Annotated in this window: 12 protein-coding genes, 1 tRNA gene and 1 pseudogene; 10 read left to right on the forward strand and 4 right to left on the reverse strand. The window is 33.9% G+C overall.

The features are described 5' to 3' along the window. Nucleotides 1-250: IS3 family transposase (locus A9G32_RS11715; RefSeq protein WP_141672908.1), on the forward strand; the 250-nt coding region annotated here is incomplete at its 5' end. A 119-nt stretch (nt 251-369) separates the two neighbouring features. Here A9G32_RS11715 and znuB read toward each other — a convergent pair. Then, complete coding sequence (znuB, locus tag A9G32_RS11720; protein WP_065590730.1) at nt 370-1,164, reverse strand: zinc ABC transporter permease subunit ZnuB; 795 nt, start codon at nt 1,162-1,164, stop codon at nt 370-372. Continuing rightward, nucleotides 1,157-1,939, reverse strand: coding sequence for a zinc ABC transporter ATP-binding protein ZnuC (znuC, locus tag A9G32_RS11725; RefSeq protein ID WP_065590726.1), 783 nt, complete (start codon nt 1,937-1,939; stop codon nt 1,157-1,159). The genes znuB and znuC overlap by 8 nt, the downstream gene beginning before the upstream one ends. 93 nt (nt 1,940-2,032) lie before the next feature. Here znuC and znuA point away from each other — a divergent pair, with 93 nt between their 5' ends. The 9 genes from znuA to A9G32_RS11770 all read left to right on the forward strand — a co-directional run bounded on the left by znuA (nt 2,033) and on the right by A9G32_RS11770 (nt 11,673). Beyond that, a complete protein-coding gene (gene znuA, locus A9G32_RS11730) occupies nt 2,033-2,983 on the forward strand; it encodes a zinc ABC transporter substrate-binding protein ZnuA (RefSeq protein ID WP_202983961.1) in 951 nt (316 codons plus the stop codon). A gap of 28 nt (nt 2,984-3,011) precedes the next feature. Continuing rightward, nucleotides 3,012-4,361 (forward strand): murein DD-endopeptidase MepM, encoded by a 1,350-nt coding sequence (gene mepM, locus A9G32_RS11735; protein WP_065590725.1) that lies wholly within the window; start codon nt 3,012-3,014, stop codon nt 4,359-4,361. Between the two features lie 128 nt (nt 4,362-4,489). Then, a complete protein-coding gene (gene mrcB / locus A9G32_RS11740; protein ID WP_065590724.1) occupies nt 4,490-6,823 on the forward strand; it encodes a bifunctional glycosyl transferase/transpeptidase in 2,334 nt (777 codons plus the stop codon). A gap of 11 nt (nt 6,824-6,834) precedes the next feature. Further along, on the forward strand, nt 6,835-7,644 hold the full coding sequence (mutM, locus tag A9G32_RS11745) for a bifunctional DNA-formamidopyrimidine glycosylase/DNA-(apurinic or apyrimidinic site) lyase (RefSeq protein ID WP_065590723.1): 810 nt from the start codon (nt 6,835-6,837) through the stop codon (nt 7,642-7,644). Between the two features lie 415 nt (nt 7,645-8,059). Next, on the forward strand, nt 8,060-9,355 hold the full coding sequence (tolB, locus tag A9G32_RS11750; RefSeq protein WP_065590728.1) for a Tol-Pal system beta propeller repeat protein TolB: 1,296 nt from the start codon (nt 8,060-8,062) through the stop codon (nt 9,353-9,355). Nucleotides 9,356-9,515: 160 nt separating this feature from the next. Beyond that, nucleotides 9,516-9,995 carry a peptidoglycan-associated lipoprotein Pal gene (pal, locus tag A9G32_RS11755; RefSeq protein ID WP_065590722.1) on the forward strand — a complete coding sequence of 160 codons (480 nt, stop codon included), beginning with the start codon at nt 9,516-9,518 and terminating at the stop codon, nt 9,993-9,995. 67 nt (nt 9,996-10,062) lie between these two features. Next, nucleotides 10,063-10,800 carry a tol-pal system protein YbgF gene (ybgF, locus tag A9G32_RS11760; RefSeq protein ID WP_065590721.1) on the forward strand — a complete coding sequence of 246 codons (738 nt, stop codon included), beginning with the start codon at nt 10,063-10,065 and terminating at the stop codon, nt 10,798-10,800. A gap of 132 nt (nt 10,801-10,932) precedes the next feature. Continuing rightward, nucleotides 10,933-11,008, forward strand: a tRNA-Lys gene (locus A9G32_RS11765). Between the two features lie 419 nt (nt 11,009-11,427). Next, nucleotides 11,428-11,673: a transposase gene (locus A9G32_RS11770; protein ID WP_065590720.1), complete on the forward strand. Its 246-nt coding sequence runs from the start codon at nt 11,428-11,430 to the stop codon at nt 11,671-11,673. A 77-nt stretch (nt 11,674-11,750) separates the two neighbouring features. Here A9G32_RS11770 and A9G32_RS12705 read toward each other — a convergent pair. Both A9G32_RS12705 and A9G32_RS11775 read right to left on the reverse strand, forming a co-directional pair. Next, nucleotides 11,751-11,957: pseudogene (locus A9G32_RS12705) on the reverse strand (IS3 family transposase); the annotation flags it as partial. 15 nt (nt 11,958-11,972) lie between these two features. Continuing rightward, on the reverse strand, nt 11,973-12,642 hold a 670-nt coding region (locus A9G32_RS11775), incomplete at its 5' end, for an IS3 family transposase (protein ID WP_141672909.1).

A 12,642-nucleotide genomic window follows, 5' to 3' on the forward strand; every position in this document is an offset into this window, starting at 1 on the left:
AAGCATGAGTCGAAGAGGCAACTGCTTTGATAATGCGGTTGTTGAGAGTTTTTTTCATACACTCAAAACACATATTATTCATGACTGTTACTACAAAACGAGGAAGCAGGCTAATAAAGCACTATTTGAATATATTGAAATCTATTATAATCGGATACGCCGTCATTCAACCAATGGCTGGGTATCACCTGAACAATATGAACAACAATATTACCAAAACGAAAAAATGATAGAGGCGGGCACTGTCTAATATTTTGGCGAGGATCAGGTGATTATAATGCATAGCAATCTCCAAACTGTGGTGGTGCGAAGGTGCTAGTATAAATCACCTTTCTACTTTCTTCACTCCACCGTGTTTAAAATTGCACTTCATGTTTGAATCCAGGATTTTGAAATAAATAATGATATAAAAAATAAACAAGTATTACTTAATACAATTGATGGCCCTGTTGGTGTGTCGTAAATAAAAGAAAATATTAGTCCTGTAATCACTGATAACATACCAATTATTATAGCAATTATTGCCATTGCCTCGGGAGTTTTTGAATAATATTTGGCTGTTGCGGCAGGGATGATAAGTAAAGATGTAATAATCAGAGCTCCAACAAATTTCATTGATAGACCTATTGTTAGCGCCAACAGTAGAGTTAAAAGCAATTTTGTTATTTGAACATTAATACCGTGACTAAAAGCTAACTCTTCACTTACAGTAATAAATAAAATGTCATTCCATCGCCAAAGCAATAAGGCACCAATAAATGCTACACAAGTAGTAATTTGATAGAGATCAGAATATGTTACTGATAATAGATCACCAAATAAGTATCCCATTAGATCGATTCGGATATTATTCATTAAACTAATTACAACTAAACCAAGAGATAATGCACTATGAGCTAAAATACCAAGTAAACTATCAATTGGAAGTTGTTTTTGAGCTTCTAACCAAAGTAATCCTAAGGCCAGTAAAAGAGTTACACAAATGACTGCATAAAATAAATTGATATTCAGTAAAAAACCAAAAGCGATACCAAGTAAAGCAGCATGGGATAGGGTATCACCAAAATAAGACATTTTACGCCAAACAACGAAAGTACCTAAGGGACCAGTTATGCTTGTTAAGCATAAACCAGCTAATAAAGAAGGTAATAGTAACTCAATCATTATTTTTTTTTCCATAACTAGACATAGCAATTTGCTTATGTTGATCAATAGTAGAAGTGCAGCAATCATGTTGATGATTATGATGATGTTTATAAACAGCGATTTGTGAAGCCCCATGTCGTCCAAAGAGAGAAATAAACTCAGGATCATTAGATACAATAGCAGGTGTACCTGAACAACAAATATGATGATTTAAACAAATTACTTCATCTGTTTTTGCCATAACTAAATGAAGATCATGAGAAACCATTAATACACCGCAATTAAACTGTTTTTTTGCATTAACGATTAAATCATATAATAATACTTGACCACTAACATCCACTCCTTGAGTTGGTTCATCAAGAATCAATAATTGAGGTTGCTTTGCTAAGGCTTGAGCTAATAATACGCGTTGCAATTCTCCACCCGATAATTGATGCATAGATTTATTAATCAAATATTCAGCTTTTACCATTGATAACGTATTAAAAATTTTTTCGGTATTTAACTGTTTATTTAAGTGCATAAAACGTTTAACAGTAATAGGCAGAGTGGTATTTAAATTAATTGATTGTGGTACATAACCAATTGTTAAATTGGTTGAACGCTTAATTGTCCCTGAAGTAAATGGAATTAAACCTAAAATGACTTTTACTAGAGTTGATTTACCTGCACCATTGGGACCAAGTAATGTAATAATTTGATTAAGATGTATTGCTAACGAAACGTCATATAATATTTTTTGATGGTCAATTTCTACTGAAACACTATCAAGAGAAATTAGTGGTGTCATATCGTTAAGAGCCCTTGCCTACAACAATGTTATGTTATATTATAACAATTAATGTTTTTATTCTATCATACTTTTAAATATAGGATATATGGTGTGAAAAAATATATTGCACAAAATAGTAAACAATTAATCTGTTCTTTAATGATATTTTGTTCATTAATATTTATGCAAACTATCACTAATATAGCTAATGCGACAGTTATTTCATCTGTAAAGCCCATTGGGTTTATTACTGAAGCCATTGCTTCAGGAGTAACTGATAATGATATTTTACTTCCTGATAGCGCATCTCCACACACTTATTATTTAAAGCCCTCTGATTTAGCAAAACTTAAATCAGCCGAACTTGTGGTTTGGGTCGGTGAAGATATGGAAGCTTTTATGCCAACAATTTTAAAAAATATAGATAAGCAAAAGCAAATTGAATTAATGGCTGTACCAGAAATCAAATCGTTACTTAGAACCAGCCATGATGATCACGAAGATGATCATTCTCATGATGAGGTCAATCAAGATCACCATGGTGAATATGATGAGCATATTTGGCTTTCACCTAAAATTGCTAAAATTATCGCACAATCAATTCATGATAGACTTGTTACGCTTTATCCAGATAAAAGCATATTAATTGATGAAAATTTAAACGAATTCATTACTAAACTCACAGAAACAGAACAAAACATTGCAAAAAAACTAATTACCGTACAAAATAGAGGGTATTTTGTGTTTCATGACGCCTATGGGTATTTTGAGGCACAGTTCGGATTAAAAAAACTAGGCAGTTTTACTATAAATCCAGCAGTTCAGCCCGGTGTTCAAAAAGTTTATGCTATTCAACAGGAGCTCAAAGAGCACCAAGCAGTATGTGTATTTCGTGAGCCACAGTTTAGCCCTGCAGTTATTGAAAAATTAGTGAGTGGAACAGATGTTCGAATTGGAGAATTGAATCCATTAGGAACGAGTATAACACCTTCAAAAGGTGCATATTTACAATTTTTAACAAATTTAACACAGCAACTGTTGGATTGTTTAGATAAAAATTAGTTTTAGTAATAAATAGTTAAGGTTAATTTTGGCAAGAAAAATAAAATCCTTCAGTATTGAAAAAAATAATTTTAAAATTCCCTATTTTTCAATATTGGGCGTTCTTTTTATTGTTATTTTATTTACTGTTCTGTGGCGTCCGCTCAATTTGGATCGAACAATTTATGTTCCTTTAACTCCTCAAGTTGAAACTACTGTAAATGATAATTCCAGCTCTATTGATGGTGATGGAAAAGTCGAGATAGTAAATGGGAAAATGGCTACCGTTGCTGAATCATCTGATGTTCCTGAAGATGAAATTGTTAAAGATGAATTAGATGATATCGTTGATGGTAAAGATAATGCAGTACAATATACTATTGTTCGTGGCGATACTCTGCATGATATTCTAATTCGTTATAATGTTAATAAAAATGATATCTATCAATTAACAACAAAATTTAAGCAACTTGCAAATCTACGAATTGGTCAACAAATTAGTTGGACAACTGATGATAATCATAATTTGCAAACTTTTAGTTGGACAATATCAAGCAATAATATTCGAATCTATGAAAAATCGGGTGATAAATTTATAGAAAGTTCTGAAACTGCTGAAGTCATCCCACAAAATATTGTTATAAAAGGTGACATTAAATCTAGTTTTGTTGCCGATGCTCGAAAAAGTGGGTTAACTAGTAATGAAATAGGTATTATTACTCGCGCTTTACAGTGGCGCTTAGATTTTCGTCGATTACAAGTTGGTGATAAATTTTCAGTTGCTCTAACACGGGAAATGCATGGTAAAAGCTTATCTAATAGTCAGTTGTTAGGTATTCGAATTAAAAATGGAAATAAGGATTATTATGCTATTTTAGCTGATGATGGTAAATATTATGATATTAATGGTAACAGCTTATCGCAGAGTTTTTTCCGTTATCCTTTAGCGAAAAAAGCACGTGTTTCTTCTGGATTTAATCCACGTCGTTTACATCCAGTTACAGGACAAATAGCCCCTCATAATGGTGTTGATTTTGCTGTATCACGTGGTACTCCTGTATTATCCGTTGGTAATGGTGAAGTAGTAATTGCAAAATATAGTGGTTCAGCGGGTAACTATATTGCTATTCGGCATGGTCGTCAGTATATGACAACTTATATGCACTTGGATAAAATTTTAGTTAAACCAGGTCAACAAGTTAAGCAAGGCGATAAAATCGGCCTATCGGGAAATACAGGGCGTTCTACTGGACCTCATCTTCATTTTGAATTACATATTAATAACAAGCCAGTTAATCCATTAACAGCAAGTTTACCTATTTCAGAAGGATTAACAGGTAAGTCGAGAAAGGCATTCTTTTCAAAAGTTAGAAGTATTAGCTCTCAACTAAACTTTTAAGTTTATATATTTGTTTTTATATTTAAACCTTTACTTACCTGGCCTTTTTAAAAAAGGTGGTCAAGGTGCCCTTAAAAATTATGTTATCATAAGCTAATTATTATTTAATAATAAATGTTAGGTGCAGTTTGAAAACATCAACTAAAACAGAAAAAAAACGCTCTTCTAAAAAGACCAGAAAAAATAAAAAGACTACACTTTGGCGACGATTTTTGACACTACTATTTAAGTTGTTTCTTGTCTTTGCTGCAGTGGCTATTATTTATGGCGTTTATCTTGATCAACAAATTAAAGAACGGATTGATGGAAATGTATGGGAGTTACCGGCTGCAGTTTATGGACAAATTATTGATCTTGAACCAGATAGTGAATATAGTCTAAATGATGTGGTAACAATATTAGTTGGTGCGCAATATCGTCAACAAGATACCAAAGCTACTCGTCCAGGCGAATTTATTGTAAGAAATGATGCGGTTGAAATTTATCGTCGACCTTTTACTTTTCCTGATGGTGAAGAGCAAGCTTTTAGAGTTAGAATAACTTTTTATGAAAATCGTATTGATCGTATTACTAATCTAGATTCAGGTCGTGATTTTGGATTGCTTAAGATTGATCCTAAATTAATTACTATGATGCATTCTCCAAATGGAGAACAACGGCTGTTTGTTCCATTAAAAGAGTTTCCTGATTCATTATTACAAACATTAGTCGCAACGGAAGATAAACGTTTTTATGATCATCATGGCGTAAGTTTATATTCTATTGGTCGTGCGATTTTTGTTAATTTAACAACAGGTCGTACTGAAGGTGGAAGTACATTAACTCAGCAAACAGTCAAAAACCTTTTTTTAACTAACGAACGTAGTTTAAGTCGCAAAATACGTGAAGCTTATATGGCTCTTATTTTGGATGGACGCTATAGCAAAGAACGAATTTTAGAGCTTTATTTAAACGAAGTTTATTTTGGGCAAGCGGGTAGTGAAGAGATCCATGGTTTTCCATTAGCAAGTCTTTACTATTTTGGTCGCCCAGTTAATGAACTGACATTAGATCAGCAAGCGGTACTTGTTGGCATGGTAAAAGGAGCTTCATTATATAATCCTTGGACACAACCTCAACAAGTTATTGAACGTCGTAATGTTGTTTTAAAACTTGCTCAGCAGCAAGGTATTATTGATGATGAGTTGTATAATTTATTAAGTCAGCGCCCACTATCAGTTTTGCCCAAAGGTGGTGTAATTTCGCCACAACCAGCATTTATGCAAGTTGTGCGTAGTGAACTTAGAAAACAATTAGGCGATAAGGCAGAACATCTGTCTGGTATGAAGATTTTTACTACCTTTGATCCTGTAGCTCAATCAGCTGCAGAGCAAGCGGTAACTAACGTAATTGAGAAACTGCGAAAATCAACTAATAAAGAATTACAAACAGCAATGGTTATAGTTAGCCGAGAAACTGGAGAAATTCGCTCTATCATTGGTAGTGCTGAACCTCGTTATCCAGGATATAACCGTGCTTGGTTAACTCAGCGAGCAATTGGTTCATTAGCTAAACCGTCAACTTATTTAACTGCACTAGGGCAACCCGACCATTACCAACTTAATACTTGGCTTGATGATAAACCTTTATCAATAAAGCTTGATGGTAATGGTTATTGGGAACCGAAAAACTATGATCGTAAATTTCGTGATCGTGTTATGTTAGTAGATGCTTTAGCACTTTCGCTTAATGTGCCAACAGTTAATCTAGGAATGGCATTAGGGCTTGATGCAACAAGGAATACTTTACAATCATTAGGTGTATCAACAGACCGTATATCTAATTTACCATCAAGATTACTAGGTGCTTTAGAATTAACACCGTTAGAAACGGCGCAGATGTTTCAAACGATAGCTAATAATGGTCAACGATCTCCACTTTCTATTTTAAGATATGTATTGACCGATAAAGGTGAGCTAGTTTATCAAAGCTATCCACAACAGCTTCAGGCCGTATCTCAACAATCGGCTTATTTAACCACTTATGCTATGCAGCAAGTTGTTAACTCGGGGACATCTCGTTCACTAAAAGCTAAATATGGTTCATTTAATTTAGCAGCTAAGACAGGAACAAGTAATGATTCTCGTGACAGCTGGTTTACAGGGATAGATGGTAAAAATGTTGCTGTTGTTTGGATTGGTTTAGATGATCATTCTCCAATGAAATTAACAGGAGCAACTGGCGCCTTAAAAATTTATAGTGAATATTTACAAAATAATCCACCAAAGAAATTAGTATTGCCACTACCTCAAAATATTTTTATGGTACCTATTGATAGTGATGGACAGTGGCAATGTGATGGAAGTGGTATTCGCTCTTTACCAGTATGGACAATTAACCCTCATAGCTTATGCTCAGCGAATAACCAGCCTAGGTCCGTTCAGCAGGCACCAACTTGGGTTACTGACCTATTAAATAACTAAATGGAAATTATATGCCTGAATTACCAGAAGTTGAGACAAGTCGTCGAGGTATTTTGCCGTATTTGAAAGGACAGATTATCGATAAAATTATTGTTCGACAACCTAAATTACGTTGGTCCGTTGATAAGGCTATAAGTAATGTGCACGGGCAAGTTATTTTAGATATAAAACGTCGTGCAAAATATTTATTATTACAGTTACCCAACAATTGGATCGTAATTCATCTAGGAATGTCTGGAAGTTTACGTATTTTAAAAAATCCACAAAAAGCAGAAAAGCATGATCATATTGATTTAGTTTTAGAAAACGGCGTTACTCTACGTTATACCGATCCTAGGCGTTTTGGATCTTGGCTTTGGGCAAATTCGCTAGACGAAATATCTCAATTACAACATTTGGGACCAGAGCCTTTAAGTGACGAATTTTCAACTGAATATTTATTTGAAAAAGCAAGGAGTCGAAAAGTTCCCATAAAAAGTTGGATTATGGATAACCATATTGTGGTTGGGGTTGGTAATATTTATGCTTCTGAATCGTTATTTATGGCAAAAATCAACCCTACTCGAAAAGTAAACTCCTTACAATTAAATGAATTTGAAAGGCTTGTAGCTGCTATTAAGCAAGTTCTTACTAAATCAATTAAACAAGGAGGAACAACACTCAAGGATTTCCTGCAGTCTAATGGTAAACCTGGATATTTTGCACAGGAGTTACAAGTTTATGGACGCGAAGGTGAACAATGTCTGATTTGTGGTACAGAAATAAAATCACAAAAAATTGGACAGCGTAATACTTTTTATTGTGAATTTTGTCAAAAATAGAAATACTTATTAAGCCAAAATTATCACTTTTGGCTATTTGTCAAATGGCTTTAACATTTTTAATACATCCCTTCTACCGCTTATATAAAAATATCTTATGAAACTCTTTAAACCTTACCTAAATAGGATTAGTATAAGCAATTAGATTTAGAATAATTATTTTTAATATCACTTTGATTATTATATATAATCAAACAATTAAATGATAAAAATCTTTTTATTTTAAAGGCTATAGACTTGTGACTAGATATCGACTATCTTGCTCAGGGTATAATTGTTAATGGTTTGTAAAGCTTAATATATGGAATTAATTAGAGACAGCATATGAATTCCTAAAAGCTTGGTTTTCTGTTTTTTATGATTTTATATTTTATTCAACTCTGTGTATCTTATTTTTATTAAGGAATTTAAGATGATCAAATTCGCCTTCCGCTTTTTGGCAACTTGTTTTATTTTACTTTTTACCTCAATGGCTAATTCTGAAGTTAGAATTATTATTACTGATGGAGTGAGCTCAGCTAAACCTATAGCTGTTGCCCCATTTAAATGGACAGGTGGTGGAGAACCGCCACAAACCATTGAAGAAATTATTGCTTCTGATTTGCGTAACAGTGGTAAGTTCAATCCTATTGACGTTAATCAAATGCCTCAGAAACCGACAACAGCTTCAGAGGTTACTCCAACTGTATGGAACAAAGTTGGTGTTTCAGCTGTTGTTGTTGGCTCAATACAACCTGATGCGTCAGGAAAATATCTTATAAATTATCAATTAGTCGATACAGTTAATCGACCAGGTACAGTTTTAGCTCAAAATCAATTCTCTATTGAAAAGCGTTGGGTTCGTTATGCAGCTCATACTGCAAGTGATGAAATCTTTGAATCACTAACTGGTATTAAGGGAGCATTTAGAACACGAATTGCTTATGTTGTAAAAATGACTAAAGGGCCGTTTTCGCACGAATTAAGAGTGTCTGATTATGATGGTTATGATCAAATTACTGTTCATCGTTCTAAGGAACCATTAATGTCTCCTACTTGGTCACCAGATGGGAAAAAAATAGCTTATGTAACTTTTGAAGGGGGGCATTCTTCATTAGTGTTAAAAACTTTGGATAGTGGAGCTGTACAAACAATAGCTTCTTTCCCTCAACATAATGGAGCACCAGCATTTTCTCCAGACGGTAGTAAATTAGCATTTGCTCTATCTAAAGGCGGTAGCTTAAATTTATATATGATGACGTTAAGTAACAAACAAATTACTCAAATTACTTCTAGCCGTAGTAATAATACAGAACCATCTTGGATGCCGGACAATCAAACTATTGTTTACACTTCTGATCAAGCAGGTCGCCCGCAGTTATATAGTATTAATATAAATACAGGTGAATCGCAGAGGGTGACTTGGGATAATACGCAAAATCAGAATGCCAGAGTGTCACCTGATGGTTCGTTTATTGCAATGATATCAAGCAATAATGGCGAACAACATATAACTCGATATGATATGGATACAAAAACCTATCAACGTTTAACTGATACTTTTTTAGATGAAACGCCAAGTATTGCACCAAATGGTACAATGATCATTTATAGTTCATCTCAAGGGTTAGGTACAATTTTGAACCTTGTTTCTACAGATGGTAATTTTAAGGCAAGGTTACCAGCTACTGATGGGCAAGTAAAATTCCCTGCATGGTCACCATATTTATAAAGACAGCTTAAAAAAACAACTACATTGCAATTATTAAAATTGTGTAAAGTTTAAGGTCGTTATAATATATTACTCTAATCTTTTAGTCCCATAACGGGCGTTACTTAAAAGTTGGTTAGATATATAAATAGAATTTATTCAAACAACAGGAGTTTATACAATGCAATTTTCTAAATTTCTTAAAGTAGCAGCGGTTGCTTTACCATTAATCGCTGTAACAGCTTGCTCATCTAATAGCAGTCATAACGTTAGTGGTAATTTAAATGGTGCTTTATCAAAAGAAGCTTTAGAGCAACTTCAAAAATTACAACAAATTAATACAGTCTATTTTGACTTTGATAAATATAATGTTAGATCTGAGTATGCAACATTATTGAATGCACATGCTGAATTTATTCGTACAAATAACATAAAAGTTGTTATTGAAGGTCATGCTGATGAACGTGGTACTCCAGAATACAATATCGCATTAGGTGAACGTCGTGCAGCTGCAGTTAAATCATATTTACAAGGTAACGGTGCCTCTGCAAGTCAAATGGAAATTGTTTCTTATGGTAAAGAAAAACCTGCTGTGTTAGGTCATGATGAAGAAGCGTATGCTAAAAATCGTCGTGCAGTAGTAACCTATGTAGGATACTAATAACATCTTATAGCGGCTGATTATTCAGCCGTTTTTAATTTTAAGTTTACACTGAGTCTTATATAATATGCATAAAAAAATACTCACATTACTTTTATTCCTTTTATTTACTGGTTGTGCAGCAAGTAGTTCCGACATTGATCAAACGGTTCAAGCACAGGGACAGTTATTGATTGAAAACCAACAAAAAATTAGCGATTTGCAAGCAGATGTAGATACTCTTCGTGGTCAGTTAGAAGAGACAAAATATCAACTTAATCAGATAATTGAACGCCAGAAAATGATTCTTCAACAAATGACTAATAGTCCTGGATTTTCTTCAAATACTGATTTTGATTTACAAGGAGAAGGATATAGTTCAAAAACATCTTCAGATCCTACTTTGTCCAAATCTTCGTCAGATTTATCTGGATGGGTAACTACTGGCGATGATAAATCGGATTATAATTTTATAATCCGATTTGTTAATGACGGCAAGCAAAATAACGAGGTTATTGATGCCTTTAAAAAACATTTGAAATCTTATCCAAAGTCTAGTTATCGAGCTAATGTTAACTATTGGCTAGGTCAGCTTTTATATAAACAAAGCAAAAAAAATGAGGCTTCATTTTATTATGCTACTGTAGTAAAAGATTTTCCGTCTTCTTCCAAAGCTGCTGATAGTCTTTATAAAGTGGGGTTAATTTTACTTGATAAAGGAGATACCAAAAAAGCTAAAACTGTTTTTCAACAAGTAGTGAATAAATACCCAAAAGATAAGAATACGGTAGTGCTTGCTAATAAAAAATTAGCGTCACTAAAATAAAATGTATAAATAATCAGCGATTAGAAAAATGTAGCAATAAAGTGATTGCGTAGTAATACAATTGTAAGTATTATAGCACCCCGAAATTACTTATCGTTTCAACTGTTAAGCGCACAGCAGTTCTTAACAAATGGGTCGTTAGCTCAGTCGGTAGAGCAGCGGACTTTTAATCCGTTGGTCGAGCGTTCGAATCGCTCACGACCCACCATTATTGACCTTTAAAATTTAACCAATAAATTTTTTCCAATTAAAGCAAGCAATAAGTTTTATAAGTTTTGGGGAAAATGGTCTTAGCAAAATATTGATAGATATTTTACAATAACTTCCTTTTTATATTGAATTAATAATATCAGCTGCGCCTAAATAAGAAAGAACTCTCTTTAGGTTTTATACTCCTATCTTTTGAATCGCTAATTACTTGCTGATTCTAAATAAATACATTTAATAGTATAAAAACTTTTGCTTAACACATCATCTTTTATAAGAGTGCTGGGCTAAATTGGGATTTATCGGAATAAATGCCTGTATAGCGATTGCCTGTGTAACTATCCCCTAAAATAGTACAGCAAAAAAGTAGAAAATTCTCAATGATAAAAGTAAAAGGGGATTTAATTATGAAAAAAATGGCTGAACGATCAAATCGTAGCTATTTTAAAAGAAGCTGAAGCGGGTATTCCCGTTAAAGAACTGTGCCGTAAATATGGCATGGGTAATTTTACTTTCTATAAATGGCGTGATAAATACGGTGGTATGGAAACTTCGGATATCAAACGCTTAAAGGAGCTGGAGGCTGAAAACCGCAAGCATAAGCAGATGTTTGCCAAACTGAGCTTAAAATCACAGCTTCAGGAAGAAATTATAAAAAAGCCTTAGTTGCCCAAAACGGTACGTAAAACGTGGGCACAGCAACTACAACAAAATTATTCTGTTACTTGATCCTCGCCAAAATATTAGACAGTGCCCGCCTCTATCATTTTTTCGTTTTGGTAATATTGTTGTTCATATTGTTCAGGTGATACCCAGCCATTGGCTGAATGACGGCGTATCCGATTATAATAGATTTCAATATATTCAAATAGTGCTTTATTAGCCTGCTTCCTCGTTTTGTAGTAACAGTCATGAATAATATGTGTTTTGGTATGTCCACACTTTTTAGTACCAAAAAGATAAGGTCATCGATTTCTTTTGTATTCAATCGGCGACTGGTAATTTAATGTTGAATGAAGTCGATTATAATTAAACCAATCCACATAGTGATTAAATTCCAATTTAAGTTGCGCCAGTGAATCAAAAATAGTATTTGACACAAATTCTGTTTTCACTGCTTTGAATGTGCTTTCTGCAATTGCATTATCATAGGGGCAGCCTTTGCGACTTAACGACCGTTTAATTCCAAATGCTGTTAAACATTCATCAATCAAATGATTATCAAACTCTTTTCCTCTATCAGAATGAAACAACTCAATCGTCTGTAAGTTCATTGGAATTTGACTCATAGCTTGCATGACCAGTGCCGCTGTTTTATGCCTGCCAGCACTTCGCCCCACTATTTCTCGATTACTGATATCAACAATTACACAAAGGTAGTGCCAACGTTGTTTAACCCTTACATAGGTTAAATCGGTCACCAATATCTTTCGTGGTTGACCTATATCAAATTCTCGATTCAGTTCATTCCCCACCGGTGATTCATTGCTTTTTTCTGTATGAATACAATATTTTTTACAGGTGTATTTCGAAACCCAGCCATTTTTCGCCATGATTCGACCTATTCGGCGTCGAGATACGGTTATGCCTTGCTTTCTCAGCTCTGCTTGTAGACGCCTTGTGCCATAAGCACGA

It is taken from the genome of Gilliamella sp. Gris3-2 (assembly GCF_001690345.1).
In the GTDB taxonomy this organism is placed as follows: Bacteria; Pseudomonadota; Gammaproteobacteria; order Enterobacterales; family Orbaceae; genus Gilliamella; species Gilliamella bombi.

Bases quoted from the DNA above. Each gene is read 5' to 3' on its own strand.
- znuB (WP_065590730.1), bottom strand. From the start codon at position 1,164: ATGATTGAGTTACTATTACCTTCTTTATTAGCTGGTTTATGCTTAACA.
- mutM (WP_065590723.1), top strand. From the start codon at position 6,835: ATGCCTGAATTACCAGAAGTTGAGACAAGTCGTCGAGGTATTTTGCCG.
- znuC (WP_065590726.1), bottom strand. From the start codon at position 1,939: ATGACACCACTAATTTCTCTTGATAGTGTTTCAGTAGAAATTGACCAT.
- pal (WP_065590722.1), top strand. From the start codon at position 9,516: ATGCAATTTTCTAAATTTCTTAAAGTAGCAGCGGTTGCTTTACCATTA.
- ybgF (WP_065590721.1), top strand. From the start codon at position 10,063: ATGCATAAAAAAATACTCACATTACTTTTATTCCTTTTATTTACTGGT.